Source organism: Psychrobacter sp. AntiMn-1, from assembly GCF_001854065.1.
In the GTDB taxonomy this organism is placed as follows: domain Bacteria; phylum Pseudomonadota; class Gammaproteobacteria; order Pseudomonadales; family Moraxellaceae; genus Psychrobacter; species Psychrobacter pacificensis.
In genome coordinates this window covers 375981-394245 of record NZ_CP012969.1, presented here as the reverse complement: position 1 = coordinate 394245, position 18265 = coordinate 375981, and the positions used below count along the sequence as shown (strand labels likewise).

Below are 18265 nucleotides of genomic sequence, written 5' to 3'. Positions count from 1 at the left end.
TTTTACCAGCAGTACAACAATAGGACCATATTATGCAAACCACTCTTATGCCAAATGATTTGATAGAAAACGACCTGATACAAAGCAACTTGATAAAAAGCAACTTGATAAAAAGCGACGTTATCGAACTTGACACTTTTAAGGCACCAACCTCCCACGCGTCTGCTAGCGTATCCTTGCCTAAAACCGCTGATATTTTAATGGAGTTGCAAACCCATGGTTGGACGTTACTTCGAGGCTATCACTACGATGTAGAGACGTTTAGCCAATTGATGAGTCAACTTTGTCAAACCTTGACCTACGATCCCGCCCGCCAAAACATCACTTCTGAAGCGCAAAAAGTGGATGCAGGCACGCATGCTATTGGACTACATATCGAAAATGGCAATACGCCGATGCCGCCTGACGTCATTGCTTTTTTTAGTGAATTGAGCGCCAAAAAAGGCTCACAAACAACGATATGTGATGGGCATGCGGTGTATCAAGCGCTATCACCTGAGCTAAAAGCCACCTTTAGTCAGCCGATGCGTATCAGTCGCTATTTGCCTCAGGCCATTTGGCAAAATTATGTGGCGACTGCGACCGGCAGAGCAGACGCCGATCAAATAAGCTTGGATGATTTAGAGACATTTATCACGGCGACGACGAGCAAGACGTTAACGCATCACGTAGAACCTCAGACAGACGGCGGCGTTCGGTACGTATTACAGATACCTGCAATTCGAGAAGACAACGTAAGCGGTCAACTGGCCTTTGCAAATACTTTACTTGGGCCCTCATTTAACTATGAAAAACCTGAGTTCACCCTAGCCAATGGTCAACCCGTCGATGATGCGCTCCTAGATGAGCTGACTCAGCTTTGTGAAAAATACACTCAAGACATTGCGTGGCAAAATGGCGATGTGGTGATACTCGACAACAAACGCATCATGCATGGTCGTCGGCAAATTGATGTGCCTTTAACAGAGCGTAAGCTGTATATTGCGATGGGGCTTGGCATTAGGCATGGCATGAATCACTCAAACGATTAGCAACAGCACATCTCACCACAATCCGTGCTTCAATAGTCCGTGCTCTAACAATCAATGTTCAACAAGGATGCGACATCATGACACCAGCTAATGGCCAATCAGATCTAGTACAAGCTACGCTCAATTACACCATACTAATCGGTGCCACGGGTGGTATCGGGCAGGAGATCGCACGGCAATTATGTGCCAATAATCAGCCTGTCATTTTGGTCGGGCGTAACAACCAGACCTTGACTCATTTGGTAGATGAGTTGACCAAAGACTATCCTGATATCCCACTTGTGTCTCATACGTGTGATTTAAGCTCGCAGACATCGCAATCGCTACTGGTAGAGGGACTGGGGGAAATGACACAAGGCCATAGAAACGTCATTGATACGGTCATACTCAACGCAGGTATCAATGATTTTGCTTTGCTCACGGATCAAAATGATGACACGATTGAACAGATAATGCTCGTCAATGTGGCGTATCCACTACAGCTTATAAAAAGACTGCTACCTATCTTGATAGCGCAGCCTAGCCCGAGCCAAATTATCAGCATTGGCTCAACCTTTGGAAGTATTGGCTACCCAGGTTTTAGTGCTTATGGCGCGAGCAAGTTTGCCTTACGCGGTGCAAGTGAAGCGTTAGGCCGCGAGTATGCCGACACCTCAGTGAGGTTTCGCTATTTTGCGCCCAGAGCCACCAAAACCACCATGAATAAAGACGCAGTCGTCGCCATGAATGAGGCATTGAAAGTAAAAATGGACTCGCCTGAGACCGTCGCAAAGGCACTGATTCACTTTATATCAACCAAACAAGCGCATCAGCATTTGGGGTTTCCCGAACGTTTTTTTGCATGGCTCAATCGATTGTTTCCCAACATCGTTGGCAACGCCATTGTCAAAGACCTGCCCACCATCAAACAGTATGCTAGAAAATCATGATAATCAGTTAGGCAATCGTGGAGTGAGTGAGTTTGCCTTTAAATTGCCACACCAAATAAGCGACCAATTAACGAGGTTGCCACCATGGCAAGCACGCCCCAAACCACGATTCTGGTAGTCGCAGGGATCACAGGTGCACCGCCTAGACGAGCAGAGATGATCCCAAGTAGCATCAAACCCAATATTGTCAAAGATGACAATGACCAAACCAGTGTTTCCGCTGGTAACAGTAATATCCCAATAATGGGTAGTATCGCCCCCGCTATAAATGATAGTCCTGAAGCCACTGAGGCATGAATGGGCTTTGCTTCACTAATATCCGTCAGGCCAATCTCATCACGGGCATGGGCTTCTAACGCATTGTGCTCAGTCAAGCTCACGGCCACTTGATGCGCCAAATCATGCTCAAGTCCACGCGCCTCATAAATTTTGGTGAGCTCAAGCAGCTCACGCTCAGCATTGTGCCTCAGCTCATGTCGCTCTTTATCGAGATCCGCCTTTTCGGTATCCGCCTGTGATGAGACCGAGATATACTCGCCAGCCGCCATTGATAATGCACCTGCGGTCAGCGCCGCCATACCTGTCAGCAGCAATGTCTGACTGCTTGTACTGGCAGCAGCCACCCCAACCAATAGACTGGCGGTCGAAATCAACCCATCGTTCGCCCCCAGCACTGCTGCCCTCAACCAATGATTGCGATTGCTCAAATGTGCTTCGTCATGAATAGAATGATGCATAAAATCCTCAAAAGGTAGAAACGCGAATGGGTATGCCCTAGTGTAACTGATACAGACTAATACAGTATGCTTTATGTCTTATAACGGTTTTGAGAGTGCGTTCTTACTGCTGACCGTTACGATAAAGCCTGTTTCTGGTTGAGGGCGGTTGGCAAATGCTAAGGTAAGATTGTGCAGATCGGCAATTCGATTGGCAATTGATAGCCCCAGCCCACTACCTATTTGGGTTTGACCGGCTGGACGATAGAAGCGCTCGCTTAGCCGCGCTAGCTGCTCTGGGTCGACGCCCAAGCCATTATCCACCACTTTGATACTATCAGTATCCAACTGCAGTTCAATCTGGCAGCCCTCTGGGCAATAACGAATGGCATTGTCTAATAGGTTACGGATTAATAGTTTAAACAACACTGGATTAATAAGAATGGGTAAAATATCGGCAGAATTGTCACAGTGTACGGTACGTTTTAATTGGATGTGTTTTTCACGCGCTAAGCGGTTGACGTCGCTCAGCACAGTATCGGTGAGCATCAGCCAGTCTGGACGTTCTAATTGCTCAAAAGGCAACTGCTGTTGCGGCTCTATTTTGGCTAACACCAATAACTGATCGACCAAATGGGTGGCGCGCTCAATACCATCGCTGATTTTTTGCGTGTGATAAAACAGTTGACTGTCGTTTTCTATACCAGACAGCTGTAATAGCTGCTGCTGCAAAAGATCGGCTTGTAGTTTGAGCGCAGCCAGTGGGCTACGCAGCTCATGAGAGGCATCAGCGGTAAAGCGCTGCTCCCGTGCTAGAGTGTCTGCCACTTTCACAAACAACACGTTTAACGCGGTCACTAAAGGCTGAATCTCTTGTGGGACGTCCGCTGTAATCGGACGATCGTCTTGCGGCTTGCGCTGTTCTACCTCAGAACTAATCTGACTTAATGGCATCAGTCCGTGTCGTATCAATCCGATAGTCAAGATCATTAAGGAAAGCAGCCCAATTAACATCGGCAGTACTTGCACAGACATCGCTTCAACAATCATTTCTCGGCGAGAGGCAAGGCTTTGACCAATGGCAATCACACGCTCCTCACCCATATCATCGCTACGATAGTCATCATGCGCATAAAACAACCGCCAGCGTTTACTAAAAGGGTTTAGACGCTGATAAATAGCGTTGTCCTCTTCTACAAAACCGCGCTGATTGGGCAAAAAAGAAAACGACTGTCCGTTCTCGTCAGCCGCTAAGAGATTCCCCTCTTTATCCCAAATAGCAAAACCCATGTAATCGTCTTCTGCATCACCCAGATCACCTGACAGCGCCTTACTTTTTAAATTATATATTTTGGCGACGGGTTTTCCATTGTGCTCTGTCTCGTTATTATTGTCGCGGTCACTTTGCTCATCGTCATTGGCGGATATGCCCATCAAGTAACGAACCACTTGGGTGATTTGTGTGTCATTCATCTCATTGATTTCGTGCCACAACCGCCAAGCAATAAAGCTCGATGTGATAAGCCACAGCAAAGGCAGACCAATGAGTAAGGAGATGAACAGTCGCTGCTGGATACTTTTCATAAGCTCATAGGTTGCTCATATATGGTTTGTATATTGAAAGCCAAATTGAATATAAACATATTAATGATTATGGGCTGGATTGAGATAGTAGCCGATGCCACGTTTGGTTAAAATAAAGTCATTGCCCAGCTTTTTGCGTAAATGATGGATATGTACTTCAATGGCATTGCTCTCAATATCCTGTTGCCAGCCGTAGAGCTTGTCCTCTAAGCTTGCGCGGCTGTGAATCTGTTTGGGATGGGTCAGCATTTGCTCGAGTATCGCCACTTCTTTGATGGTGAGCTCAACGACTTGGCCTTGATAAGAGACTCGGTGATTGTGCGGCCAATAAGCGACGTCACCATAACGAATCTCAGGCTGGCTACGTCCTTGACTGCGCCGTATCAAGGCTTGCAGGCGGGCAACCACTTCGTCTAGTGCAAATGGCTTGACCAGATAATCATCGGCGCCCGCATTGAGTCCAGCCACGCGGTTGGCAATCGCGTCACGAGCCGTAATGATCAATACCGGCGTATCTAGCTGTTTGTAGCGCCAATTTTGTAGCACCGTCATGCCATCCCCTCTTGGCAAAGTCAAATCAAGTAGCACCGCGTCAAACATACCCTCTTGCAGTGCCATCTCACCTTGCTTGGCATCACTAAACCAATCGACCATCATACCATGGCTTTTGAGCCCAACGACCAAACCTTCAGCGATATTGCTATCGTCTTCTATTAATAGTATGCGTGCCATGACTGTCCTATTACGTTATGTACTCTATTGTCTTTTTTTATTGTGGGCGACGCGGCGTCACCGTTTTATTACCCGTTATCATCGACTTGATCAGGTTTTGCCGCTCCCAATAGCTCATGGCAATCGCAGAGATAATATGCAGCGGCACCAGTAAGTATAAACTATTGGCCAGTATCTCATGAACTTCTTCAAGGACATCTTTACTGGCAAAAATATTGGCTTCCATCAGATAGCCACTAATACCCAAGCCAATAATCACCGCCCATAACGCAAACATCATGATGGCAGCCAATGGATTATGACCCAAATGCTGCTCGTCTGTGTGGCGAATACTCAAATCAGATAAATGGCGTTTGATACGAGATGGCGTGGGGAAAAAGTCACTGAAACGTGCATAACGTGTCCCCACAAATCCCCAAAGTAGACGGACAACCACTAGCCCCACCCCGATATAACCGACATATTGATGCAGCTCACTACCTTCTTCGGTAAACAGCAAATTGGCAGTGATACCAGCCGCGACGGCCCAGTGAGTCACTCTGACCAACATATCCCAAACTCGTACTTGTCGAGTTTTAGGAGTATTTGATAAAGACATATCAGGCTCGTGCGCCGGATTGCTTGTGCTATGTTGGGTCATGACCGTCACTCCTTTAATGGTTCGTTTGTTTTTGACGACGTGATTGCTAAACATCGAATCTAGGCGAGATACCGCTAGTAGACTCGCCATCACATCGTCTGCTCTACCGCTATTACAACAAACAAACCTTAAGAGGAGCTTAGGAAACTAAGAATTCGAACTTTAAAGTAGTGAATAATCTACCTGACATTTATAGATAATTAAAAGTAGGGCGTGTTGAACATTCGCAAATAGGCACTGCTGATCGCTAAAATGGTTCCAGACAAGGCACAAAGCGACGATAATGCAGATGCCTTAGCGAGATTTTTAACGCAGTATGGGGCAATTTTAGCATCAGCCCCAACGATAAAAGCAGGGGACAGGACTCTTTTTTGCCGCTTCATCGTTAAAAATAAGCGCTTAGAGTGACTAAACTTATTATTTTTAGCATCGAATCGCCTAAAAAATAGTCGCTGTCAGTGCCATGGTCGAAGGTTCAACACGCCCTACATTTCAAAACAAGAAATTGAGCAGACAAGACCACTATTGGCAATATAAATAATACAATTAGAATTTTAACCTGAAAATATATTTAGCATTAGTTCCGCAATAATATTGATAATGAAAATTATTATCAATATAATAACGATTTAAATTACGTGCTGGAAATATTCATGCAACTGTCTCGCTTATCTGCTGCGTTATTTAATCTTTCGAATGTATCTGGTTCTTCTCTACGATTAGCATCTATACCTTCGAGGTTGGTATCGACGAAATCCCTCTCTTTAAAGACACTATGCTCAACCTGTCTATCTACTTCTGTCATCGTATTAATAACGAGTCAATCGGCATGGGCACAGGCAGATGATGTAGATGCTCAAACCACTCCTAATGTGGTACTTGATACTATCGTCGTCACTAGTAGCGCTGATGCTTCAGCGGATGGATTGCCAGATGCTTATGAAGGTGGCCAAGTTGCGACCGGTAGCCGCGTCGGAATCTTGGGTAACCAAGACATCATGGATACGCCGTTCTCTACCACCTCATACACCAATGGATATATCACCAATCAGCAAGCCCAAAGTGTAGGCGATCTACTCAAAAAGGATCCTACTGTTCGCGTGGCAAGGGGTTTTGGTAACTTTCAAGAAGCCTACTTTATGCGCGGTTTTATCACCACATCAGATGATACGATGTTTAATGGCTTATACGGTATTTTGCCCCGACAGTATATCGCCACCGAATTATTTGAGCGTGTTGAAGTCCAACGCGGCGCTTCTGCCATGCTAAATGGTGCCGCACCTAGTGGCGGTAACGCAGGTGGTACGATTAACCTATTACCAAAACGTGCTGGCAATGACCCGCTACGTGAAGTGACGCTTGGTTATGGTCAAGGTGACCAAGGTAAGGTCGCGGTAGATGTCAGTGATCGCTTTGGTAGCGATGATGCTATTGGTGTTCGTTTTAATGCTGCTTATCAAGATGGTGACAGTGCTATCGATGATGAGTCGTCGACCTTGGGTCTGGCTGCACTTGGTTTGGACTATAGAGGGGATAAGTATCGCCTATCAGCAGATTTAGGCTGGCAAGACAATAAGCTGTCAGAGACTCGTCCTAGTGTCAATCTTGGTGGGGTGTCTAGTGTACCAAATGCGCCAGATGGCTCAAAAAATTGGGCGCAGCCTTGGACGTACTCAGATGAAAAAGATGTCTTTGGTACGATTCGAGGAGAATATGACTTTAATGACAATATCACCGCTTATGGTGCTTACGGTGTGCGAAGTGGCGAGGAAGAAAACTCACTAGCCACGTTAACTGTCAACAACGTTGATGGTGCGGGTACAGTTTATCGCTTTGACAATACTCGAGAAGATAAAGTACAAAGCGCCGAGCTTGGTCTACGTGGTAAATTACAAACCGGTGAAGTGGCTCATAGCTTAGTGTTGGCCGCAAACCTCTATGATCAAGAAGAAAAAGGCGCTTATGCTTTTGATTTTGGTAACCAACTCGCAACCAATTTTTATCGCCCTACCGACTACACGGAAGTCCCTTTTACAAGTACAACTACGTTTGGCGGCAACTTAGACGATCCAAAATTAACCAATGAAAAGCAGTTCCAAAGCTTTGCGCTAGCAGACACCATATCACTGTTCGACGATAAGCTAAAAACTACTTTAGGCGTGCGTCATCAGAACTTAAAAACCACCAGCTATGATGCCAACACGCAGGCAGAAACGGCTCATTACGATAAGAGTGAGTGGACCCCAAGTATCGGTATTGTCTATCAACCGAATATGGACTGGTCGATTTACGGTAACTATATTGAAAGTCTAGCACCAGGTAAAAGAGCGCCTCTAACTAACGATAATGACGCTGTCACTAATGGTGGTCAAAATCTAGATCCGTACGTGAGTGAGCAAACTGAACTGGGTGTGAAATACGACAATGGCATGATTGGCAGTAGTCTCGCTGTCTTCCGAACTGATGAACCACGTGCTTATATCAACAACTCAAATACGTTTACTGCGGCTGGAGAAAACCGCCATCAAGGTGTGGAGTTGACTGTCTTTGGTAGCCCAAGTGAAAACATGCGCCTCAATGCGGGCGTCAGTTATTTAAGTGCCAAACAAAAAGACACCGGTGATAGTGCATTAGATGGCAATCGAGTGATTGGTGTGCCTACCTTGCAGAGCAATGTTAACATAGAATATGATTTAGCCGCAGTTGAAGGACTGACATTAACGGGCGATATTATCCACACAGGCTCTCGTTATTCGGATAATGCCAATACCTTAAAGGTTGATGGTTATACGACCTTAGACCTTGGTGCACGCTATCGCACTATGCTAGCAGGACAAGACGTTACTCTAAAAGGTGTGGTAACCAATGTCACGGGTGAAGATTATTGGCAGTCAGTAGGCGGTTATGCAGATTCAGGCTATCTAAATGCAGGTGAGCCAACGGCCTTAAAAGTGTCAGCCACATTCAATTTTTAACATATATCAGCTATAGTTGATTCAATTTAAAAGTAGTACAAGGCAGCCCAGTGCAGATGTATATGTAATACTTGAAGCGAGGTTAACGCTGTAATTCTTTTATAGAGAATTGACTATAAAACGTACTTATCTAACGAACTTCAGTAAAAGGGATTAGGTGTGACCTATTCCCTTTTATGCCATCAAACATCCATACTATTACTGAGTCACTATGTCCTCTCGTGCCAGCGTTTCTCTACATCATATGATTTGGGCACAGTATCGTCTGCCCTTTCTAAAAGTCATTTTACTCAACTTAATCAATGCTGCCGTCAGTGTGGGTATCATTGCTTATATCAACCAAACCTTTATCAGTCAGCCTGTGTTCAATACCTTATCGTGGTCGAGCTTAGGGCAGTTTGCTCTGCTCGTACTGCTGTTGCTGGTGACTACCTTTGTATCGCAATATGCACTCACCCGTTTGGGGCACAAGTTTGTCTATGAGCTCAGAACCAAGCTGGTCAAACAAATCATCGATACCACCGTTCCTCAGATAGATCATTTGGGTAGTGCGCGGTTACTTGCCAGTCTATCCTCAGATATTCAGTCTATTACCGTCGCCTTTGTTCGGATGCCGGAGTTGGTGCAAGGCGTTATCCTCTCTGTTGGTGTGGGGTTATATCTGGGCTGGCTGTCGCTACCATTACTGCTGATTGTCATGTTTTGGATTGCGATGACGATTTGGATAAGCACCCTATTGGTCAAGCATGTCTATACACATTTGACAAAGTTGAGAGAGATTAATGACGCCTTATATCAGGATTATCAATCGATTATAGAAGGTCGTAAAGAGCTGGCACTTAACCAACACCGAGCACAAAAACTGTATACAGATGATTTTTTGGCCCATGCTAAATCCTATGAAAAGACTGTCACCAAGTCTGATACTTTTCATTTATCAGCGGTGAACTGGTCAAATATTATGATGTTTGCATCGATTGGGGTGATATTTGCCATATCAAATTATCTCGGCATCTCGATGGGCATCGCCACCACTTTTTCTTTAACGATTCTATTTATGCAGTCGCCGCTGCTTCACGCCGTCGGTGCATATCCAACACTACAGACGGCTCAAGTTGCCCTAGACAAAATACAATCGCTAGAACTGGCTGAGTACCAACCTTTATTTAGAACGGACAACACCAGCCAACACTGGCAAACCATCTCGCTAACTGATGTTAACTATCGCTACAATGTTTCCAATAACAGTGTTTCGAATGCCAGTGATAATGCCAGTGATAATGCCAGTAATAGCAGTGTCAGTAATAGCAATGATACTGGTGCTCAGGCATTAATAGCTAAAGACAGCGATCACTCTGGTAATATTTTAAAAGACGTCAATCTAACGCTACGACGAGGCGATGTGGTGTTTCTGATCGGGGCGAATGGTAGCGGCAAATCGACACTTGCCAAGATTATTACAGGCATTTTCACCCCTACCACAGGTGCGGTAACCATCGACAAACAGCCCGTTAATTCACAGAATAATGCCGATTATAGACAGCTGTATTCTGCCATTTTTAGCGATCAGCATATTTTTAAGCAATTGATTGGCAGACAAGGACGGCAGCCAGACAAAGCACTGGTCAATGCGTGGCTGCATAAATTGGACTTACAAGATAAAATAAGTGTGGCTGACAACCAGCTGTCTACCGATAAGCTCTCGCAGGGACAACGCAAACGCTTGGCCATGCTTATTGCTGTCGCTGAACAAAAAGACATCTTGCTACTTGATGAATGGGCCGCTGACCAAGACCCTGCGTTTCGCCGCGTGTTCTATCAAACCCTAATCCCTGAGTTAAAAGCACTCGGTAAAACGCTGTTTATTATCAGTCACGATGATGGTTACTTTGAGCATGCAGATCGACTGTTACTCATGAAAGAAGGCCGCCTCATTGAGTTAAATGCTGAAGAGCGACAGCGGGCGAGTAAAGATGCCATTGCCATGTTGGCGTAAGAACGAATTTCACATCATTTGAGAGAAGATTTATTTTCAAACATTAATGATAATTATTATCATTAATGTTATTATTTATTTTCTTTTGTTTTCGACATCTAATCACAACTCACAAGGAAATATAATGCGCTTTGTCTCAACGTCCAAATCCATTCGTCAAAAACGTTTAACTTTAGCCGTCCAACTGGGCTTGGCAATGAGTCTAAGTCATTCAGTCTATGCTGAGAACAGCCCAACTAGTATCGGAAACAATACGGTCGACAATATTGAAAATAACGTGATTGAGACAAGCGTAGAAAATTCTCTTAATACTAATAAAGTGGGTAATGATACGACGGCAGCACCATCAGCTACCTTGGATACAATTACCGTTTATTCAGATGGCTATCGCAGCACCGGTACCAAGACCGCCTTAGACCCTGAAGATGCGCCCATGAGCTATACCCGCATCGATCAGGAGCTGTTACAAAAGCGCCAAGCGGATAGCGTCAACGCTGCTTTGCGTTATGAGCCAGGCGTGAGCTCTGAGAGCCGCGGTACAGTCTCTATCTTTGATGAGTACAACATTCGCGGATTTAAAACCTACTCAAACTTTTATGATGGACTCAGACTGCCCTACGATGGCGCTTGGAACCTCATGCCACAAGTAGATATCTATGCGACTGAAGCGGTCGAGGTGGTGAAAGGTTCGGCATCTTCATTATATGGTTATGCAGCACCTGGCGGTATGGTGAACCAAATCGCCAAGACCCCTAAAAGCACGCAAGAAAATGAAGTACAGCTGCGACTTGGTAATCAAAACCTAAAAGAAGTGGCGGTCGATACGACAGGACCAGTCAGCGATACGCTTAACTATCGCTTAGTCGCGCTAAAACGCCAAAAAGACGGTCAAATGCAAACCACTGAAGAAGAGCGATTGTTGATTAATCCATCGCTTGAATGGCAAGCAACTGATGATGTCTCAATACTTGCCAATCTGTTTTATCAAGACGATCCAGAAATGGTGCCCTCTACCCCATTACCTGCTGTCGGCACTGTCTACAAGGCAAGCTACGGCAAATTGGGTAGTGATGCTTATGCAGGAGATCAATGGAATCATTTTAGTAAAGAAGTACTGATGCCAGGCATTACGATAAACTGGGATATCAATGATAAGTTAACGTTTAAACATATCACGCGCTATACCGATGCCGAAGCTCAGCAGCGCAATATGTATAATGATGAAGGATTTGTAGAGGGTAGCGATAAGATCTTAAACCGCGTGGCGTATACCACTGATGAGCGCATGAAAAACTGGACCACAGACAACCAACTGGCCTATAAGTTTGATACGGCCAATACCTCACATAATCTATTGTTTGGTGTTGAGTATCAAGAGACAGACAGCACGGCAACTTATTATGACGCTTTCGCAGATGGTACACCAAACCTTGACTTATCGAATCCAGATTTTTCACAAATCAGCACCGATATTCTACCCTTAGATACCTTTAGTCGATACGATGATATCGAACAAAGCCAGCTTGGACTCTATGTGCAAGATGAAATGACGTGGCAAGACTGGACAGTGGTGGCAGGCTTACGACATGATAAATTCAAAAGTACCCTTGATCGAACCGATACATCGAAAGGTAAAACCCCTAGTGAAAAAATGATCAACAATGACGCGTCAGAAACCAGTGGACGTCTTGCTGCTATTTATAACTTTGATAATGGTCTATCACCGTTTTTGAGCTACTCACAGTCGTTTCAGCCTGTGGTTGGTAGCAACTTTATTACCAATGAACCATTTGAACCAACCACGGCCGATCAATTAGAAGCTGGTATCAAATATCTGTCTCCGGACCGTGCGACTAAAGGAACGTTTGCGGTATTTGATATTGCGCAAAAAAATGTCTTGGTGTCAGATTACGTCAACTATACAAATCAAACACAAACTGGTGAAATTGAGTCAAAAGGCTTTGAAGTTTCAGCCAGTCGTATGCTCAATGATTGGGTAGATCTCGCAGCAAGCTACAGCTATACCGATGCTGAGATCACGGAAGAAGAAGTTAATCCTGAGACTGTAGGTAATATGCCGGCGCAAATTGCTAAGCATAAAGCGACGCTGTGGGCAGACTATTACGCTACAGACAAGCTAACTTTGAATGCAGGTGTTCGCTATGAAGGTGGGATGCAGTTAGACAAACAAAATTCAGATGAGCTACCAAGTGTGACGTTAGTCGATGTCGGCGGTAGTTATCGGATCAATCCCATGCTGACTGTGGGTGCGAGTATCAACAACCTTTTTGACAAAACCTATGTCGGTGCTTGTTATGATATTAACAATTGCTGGATGGGGCCTGAGCGTGAAATGTCGGTCAGCCTAAAAGCCAGTTTTTAAACCTGATTTTTTGAACTTAGCAACACGCCCTAATAAAATCATCCACTTTCTACAATCATTTTTACCCATACATTTTTAAGACAGTCGATCATCAAAGTAATATGCTAGCCTTACAAGCTATCAGATGATAACAAACCATGCTTTGCGCACTATCGTTACATGCTAAAAAAGAAGGACATAGCAAATGGCAAAACCTACCCCTAGATTACTCGATGTGATCGGTAGCAAATACCTCACCCCAAATATGTGCCGCATTACTCTTGGCGGTGCAGGTTTAATAGACTTCCCGACAGATCAAGAAAGCGCTTATATCAAACTGATATTTCCTCAAGGCGACGACATCAAGCCATTGATGCGTACCTATACCATCATCGCTCAGCGTGATGATGAGATAGACGTTGATTTTGCATTACATGAGGCTGAAGGCCCTGCGTCGATATGGGCACGCAACACTAAAGCTGGCGATCAAATATTGGTGGGCGGCCCTGGCCCAAAAAAACTCATCAACAATGACGCCGATTGGTTTTTATTGGTCGGTGATATGACAGCATTGCCAGCGATCACGGTCAATTTGGCACAATTGCCTGCCGATTCTCGCGGCTATGCCGTGCTTGAAGTGACGACTACAGCAGACCAGCAAACACTCAAAAAACCAGATAACGTCGAGATTCAATGGGTGGTCAACCCTCATCCAAATGCAGACAGCAGCCCGTTACTTGACTGCGTCAAATCACTGACTTGGCTTGAGGGACAGCCCGCGGTTTGGGCGGCTTGCGAGTTTCATAGTATGCGAGTATTGCGCCAATACTTCAAAGTTGAGCGCGACGTACCAAAGACGCATCTATATGTGTCTAGTTATTGGAAAGTCGATAGCACAGAGGATCAGCATAAAGTGGTGAAAAGTCGGGATGCCCTAACGGCAGATCTATAAAAGCTTATTTAATGAATATTTAAATGCAAAAGACGCGGCTTATATAAGCCGCGTTTTTTTATAAATCATCACCTATTATGCTTCGACGACTTTTGCTTCTTTATCCACTCGGCTAATCGTCAGCCCCGTAAAGCCAAACAGCAATGTTAATAGCAATGACAAATAACAGAAAAACGCATAGGGCAAGTAATCCAGCACTGGCACCCCTAACGCCTGACTGATAAACACCCCGCACACACTCCATGGCACCAGCGGATTAATCACCGTCCCTGCATCCTCAATCGTCCGAGACAAATTCTTCGGATGTAAGTGCAGACGCTCAAACGTTGACCGAAATGCCGTACCGGATAATAAAATACTCAAATACTGCTCCCCGATCAGCACATTGATACTGAGCGCCGACATGGCCGCCGCAAAGATCGCCCGTCCTGATGTCGTCAGTGTATCTTTAATACCAGACAGTAGTGCAGGTAGAATCCCTAGTGCCGTCAGCAAACCACCTAAGCTTAATGCCAATATCACAATCGCTTGGGTAAAGAACATACTCTGTACACCGCCGCGCGACAGCATACCACCCACCTCACCCAGCTCTAACGACTCAGCAGGGGCATAGCCGGCAAACAGATAACCACCTAATTGACCAAAGCTGGGTGAGCTGTGCATATAAGTAATGATCAGCGCCGCGGCAATCGTACAGATAATCGTATAAATCGCATTGACCCGAAACAATGCCAATCCAACCAATATCACAAAGGGCTGTACCGAATACCCATGCACCAAGCCACTGTCAATCAGCTGTCCTTGTAGTATGGTCACTTGACTCAGATCAGCACTGACGGTCTGACCTGAGAATATCCAGAACAAAATTACTGTCAGTATCCACGCAGGTACTGTCGTATACATCATATTGCGAATGTGCTCAAACAGATCAATACCGACCACAGAGGACGCAATGGTACAGGTATCCGACAAGGGCGACATCTTATCACCAAAGAACGCACCTGATACCACCGCCCCAGCCGCTATCGCCACATTGGCATCAAAGGCATTACTCATGCCGATAAAGGCTACACCCAAGGTAGCTGCAGTGGTCAAGCTACTGCCCAGGGCGATACCGATAATAGAGGTGAGGATAAAGGCGGAGATATAGTAATACTCAGGAGAGATGAGCTGAAAACCAAAGTACATCAAGGTGGGTATGGCCCCTGACATCATGAGGGCGGCGACCATGAGGCCAATAAAGAAGAATAGATAGATGGCGCCGATACCGCGCATGACGCCTGAGGCCATTTGTGCTTGCATGTCGTTAAAGCTGAGTCCTTTATACATACCGATAGCCAGCAATACACAAATGGCAAGGATAAGAGACAGGTGCGGCACCCAACCAAAGCCAATCATGGTAATACCCATGATGGCGATGACGATGGCTGAGATAATAAAGGCAAGCTTGGCGCTGATCTGGGTGAGCGGTTTTGGTGGCATGACACATCCTTAAAATGCCAGCTCAAGCTGGCATTAGATTGGGTTTGAGTTTGGAAGAGTTAGAGAACTGGTTTGCTAGTGAATAACCGAATGACTGATGCGTTACTTATCAAGTAACGCATCGGTTTTAGCCGCCATGACGAAGTCATTACGATGCAACCCTTTGATACTATGTGACCACCATGTGACGGTCGCTTTGCCCCACTCTACCAATATGCCGGGATGATGCCCTTCTGCTTCAGCAATGTCTGCCAATTGATTGGCAAAATCCATCGCTGCGACGAAGTTTTTAAATTTGTACTGACGCTGCAACTGCTGAATACCCTCCACCTCAATCAATGACCAATCAGGAATTTGTGTCAATAGCTCGCGTGCCTCGGCCTCGTCGACTTTTGGTGCGCCAATACGGCAAGCTTCGCAACTGCTTTGTGATAATACTGTCATGATAATGTCCTTTTATCGAGTTTATTGTTTTGTGATGCTGATTTGTGATACTGAGGTTTGTTGACGCCACTCCACTGCTATGTCCTTATGTAGTAGAGCGGATGTTTATAAAATTTTAATGGGATTTTTCTGGATAGGTCGGCTCAAATAACCCAAGTGACATCGCCTGCTTGACCGTCCCCATGATGTCGCTATCAACGATATCAAATAGCGTATCTAATTCGTCAATCACATAGTAAATCGGCTGTATTTGATCGATACGATAAGGCGTACGCAACACATCAAGCAAATCAAATGCGCGGTGTTCAGGCTGCTGTGTAGGCTTGGGTTGTATTTGGGTTTCTGGCTGGGCATACGATGTCTGATCAAGAGCATAGATGGTTTCAGAAGGCGAGCTTAATATACCGCCGCCGTAGATTCTACGGTCTTTAGGCTGACTACCGACCAAGCCAAACTCAATGGTAAACCAATAGAGCCGTGCCAAAAACCATCTTTCCTCTTTCGTTGCACTCAGACCCAGCTTGCCATACGTCTCATTAAATGCGGCAAAGGCTGGATGAGTCAATAGCGGGCAGTGTCCAACGATTTCGTGAAAAATATCAGGCTCTTCGATATAGTCCATATCCTCAAATCGGCGAATAAACGTTGCCACAGGAAAGGATTTATTGGCTAATAGTTTGAAGAATTTGCCAAAGCTGATTAATGCAGGCACCGCTGCGGTTTGCCAACCGGTGGTCGCTTGCAATACCTCATCGATATCATGCAACTGCGGGATATGCGTCGTTGGCAAGTTTAGCTTCGTCAAACCTTCTAGATAGGCAGGACAAGCGCGGTTAGGGATTTGCTCAGCTTGACGCGTAAGCAACGCCTGCCACATTGCATTTTCATCATCACTATAATGAATATGACCATGGCTATCTGACTGATGTGAGATATAGGGCTGCTTTTTATCGGTCGCATTATGATGAGCAGATGCATCACCGCCTTGCTGCTTGGCTACAGAACTATTGGCACCGATGGCTGTATTAGGAGAATCTATCTGTGAGAGGCGTTCCATGCCTGTGTTCCTTTTATCGCAGTGAATATTTGCACTCATACTGATTAGTCAGTGGCTAATATCAGTCACTCATGCAGGACAAGCCAAAATCCTTTTGCCTTGTCCGTTTGTTTTTTAAATTTTTTTTAAATGTAGTGTGATCTACGGCGTTTCTGTTTCTGATTGATTGGTCTCTTGCTGACCGACCGTGCCACGACGCACTTGGTCGCGCTCTATGGATTCAAACAAGGCTTTAAAGTTACCTTCACCAAAACCGTCTGCATAATCCCCTTTACGCTGGATAAATTCAAAAAACACTGGGCTACCCAAGATGGTTTCAGAGAAAATCTGTAGTAGCAGACGCGGTGCGCCGCCCTCTGTCGTACCATCTAACAAGATACCGCGCGTTTGCAAGTCAGCAACGTTTTCACCATGGTTTGGTAAGCGCTCGCTCAGCATCTCGTAGTAGGCTGCATTTGGTGCAGTCATAAGCGGAATACCGGCGGCTTTTAGCATATCGATACTGGCAAACAGATCATCACTGGCGAGCGCAATGTGCTGAATCCCCTCGCCATTGAAGTGCATTAAGTACTCTTCGATCTGACCACCGCCCTGCTTGGCTTCTTCGTTGAGCGGAATACGGATTTTGCCATCAGGGGCAGTCATGGCCTTACTGGTCAGCCCCGTGTACTCGCCTTTGATATCAAAATAGCGAATCTCGCGGAAATTAAAGATACGCTCATAGAATTTTGCCCAGTACGCCATGCGGCCGCGATAGACGTTGTGCGTGAGGTGATCGATGACTTTGAAACCATATCCGACAGGGTTTCTATCGATGTCTGCAAAAAACTCAAAGTCAACATCATAGATAGATTCACCGTCTTTATAACGGTCAATCAAATAGATCAGTGAGCCGCCGATCCCTTTAATTGCTGGCAGTCTCAGCTCCATCACGCCTGTTGGCACCTCTACTGGCTGCGCACCCATCTCCACCGCACGCTCGTAGGCTTTTTTGGCATCTTTTACCCGAAAACCCATACTGCAAGCACCAGCGCCATGCTCTTCGACGAAGTAACTGGCTGGGCTCTTTGGCTCACGGTTTAAGATTAGGTTGATGTCACCTTGGCGATATAGCGCCACATCTTTTGATCTATGATTGGCGATATGTGCAAACCCAAGCTGTTTAAACAATGCATCGACCGCATCAGGCTGCGGAGAAGCAAACTCGACGAAGTCAAACCCGTTTAGTCCCATTGGGTTGTCAAATAAATCTGCCATTGCAATCATCCTTAATGTCAATTGGTGGTAAAAAGTCGATTAGTAATAAAATGCGATAAAACGATTGATAATCAATCTTTATTGTTGACGTTGTATTTATATTAGATT

Annotated in this window: 14 protein-coding genes; 6 read left to right on the top strand and 8 right to left on the bottom strand. The window is 45.4% G+C overall.

Going from position 1 to position 18265, the window contains the following annotated elements:
- Positions 1-32: 32 nt before the first annotated feature.
- Together AOT82_RS01565 and AOT82_RS01560 are read left to right on the top strand one after the other, a co-directional pair.
- The gene (locus AOT82_RS01565; RefSeq protein WP_227517169.1) at positions 33-1031 is read left to right on the top strand and encodes a TauD/TfdA family dioxygenase; all 999 of its coding nucleotides are present in this window, start codon (positions 33-35) and stop codon (positions 1029-1031) included.
- A 77-nt stretch (positions 1032-1108) separates the two neighbouring features.
- On the top strand, positions 1109-1960 hold the full coding sequence (locus AOT82_RS01560) for an SDR family oxidoreductase (RefSeq protein ID WP_071001508.1): 852 nt from the start codon (positions 1109-1111) through the stop codon (positions 1958-1960).
- A gap of 38 nt (positions 1961-1998) precedes the next feature.
- Here AOT82_RS01560 and AOT82_RS01555 read toward each other — a convergent pair whose 3' ends face one another.
- From AOT82_RS01555 to AOT82_RS01540, 4 genes are all read right to left on the bottom strand, one after another.
- Positions 1999-2697, bottom strand: coding sequence for a VIT1/CCC1 transporter family protein (locus AOT82_RS01555; RefSeq protein WP_071001507.1), 699 nt, complete (start codon positions 2695-2697; stop codon positions 1999-2001).
- Between the two features lie 78 nt (positions 2698-2775).
- Complete coding sequence (locus tag AOT82_RS01550; RefSeq protein ID WP_071001506.1) at positions 2776-4260, bottom strand: ATP-binding protein; 1485 nt, start codon at positions 4258-4260, stop codon at positions 2776-2778.
- Between the two features lie 60 nt (positions 4261-4320).
- Positions 4321-4992, bottom strand: a complete 672-nt coding sequence (locus AOT82_RS01545; protein ID WP_071001505.1) for a response regulator — start codon at positions 4990-4992, stop codon at positions 4321-4323.
- Positions 4993-5029: 37 nt separating this feature from the next.
- On the bottom strand, positions 5030-5632 hold the full coding sequence (locus AOT82_RS01540) for a cytochrome b/b6 domain-containing protein (RefSeq protein WP_083328806.1): 603 nt from the start codon (positions 5630-5632) through the stop codon (positions 5030-5032).
- A gap of 653 nt (positions 5633-6285) precedes the next feature.
- Between AOT82_RS01540 and AOT82_RS01535 the strand changes: the two genes are divergently transcribed.
- The 4 genes from AOT82_RS01535 (at position 6286) to AOT82_RS01520 (ending at position 13917) form a co-directional block, all read left to right on the top strand.
- Positions 6286-8607 (top strand): TonB-dependent receptor, encoded by a 2322-nt coding sequence (locus AOT82_RS01535; protein WP_083328805.1) that lies wholly within the window; start codon positions 6286-6288, stop codon positions 8605-8607.
- 211 nt (positions 8608-8818) lie between these two features.
- Positions 8819-10603, top strand: a complete 1785-nt coding sequence (locus AOT82_RS01530) for an ATP-binding cassette domain-containing protein (RefSeq protein ID WP_071001504.1) — start codon at positions 8819-8821, stop codon at positions 10601-10603.
- Positions 10604-10727: 124 nt separating this feature from the next.
- Positions 10728-12986, top strand: a complete 2259-nt coding sequence (locus AOT82_RS01525) for a TonB-dependent siderophore receptor (protein WP_083328804.1) — start codon at positions 10728-10730, stop codon at positions 12984-12986.
- A gap of 184 nt (positions 12987-13170) precedes the next feature.
- Positions 13171-13917 carry a siderophore-interacting protein gene (locus AOT82_RS01520; RefSeq protein WP_071001503.1) on the top strand — a complete coding sequence of 249 codons (747 nt, stop codon included), beginning with the start codon at positions 13171-13173 and terminating at the stop codon, positions 13915-13917.
- A 75-nt stretch (positions 13918-13992) separates the two neighbouring features.
- Here AOT82_RS01520 and AOT82_RS01515 read toward each other — a convergent pair whose 3' ends face one another.
- From AOT82_RS01515 to hppD, 4 genes are all read right to left on the bottom strand, one after another.
- Entirely contained in the window at positions 13993-15399 is a 1407-nt protein-coding gene (locus tag AOT82_RS01515) for a Na+/H+ antiporter NhaC family protein (protein ID WP_071001502.1), read from the bottom strand.
- A 102-nt stretch (positions 15400-15501) separates the two neighbouring features.
- Positions 15502-15843 carry a 4a-hydroxytetrahydrobiopterin dehydratase gene (locus AOT82_RS01510; RefSeq protein WP_058024261.1) on the bottom strand — a complete coding sequence of 114 codons (342 nt, stop codon included), beginning with the start codon at positions 15841-15843 and terminating at the stop codon, positions 15502-15504.
- Positions 15844-15958: 115 nt separating this feature from the next.
- Positions 15959-16900 (bottom strand): phenylalanine 4-monooxygenase, encoded by a 942-nt coding sequence (gene phhA, locus AOT82_RS01505; protein ID WP_083328803.1) that lies wholly within the window; start codon positions 16898-16900, stop codon positions 15959-15961.
- Positions 16901-17041: 141 nt separating this feature from the next.
- Positions 17042-18157 carry a 4-hydroxyphenylpyruvate dioxygenase gene (gene hppD, locus AOT82_RS01500; RefSeq protein WP_071001501.1) on the bottom strand — a complete coding sequence of 372 codons (1116 nt, stop codon included), beginning with the start codon at positions 18155-18157 and terminating at the stop codon, positions 17042-17044.
- Between the last annotated feature and the right edge of the window lie 108 nt (positions 18158-18265).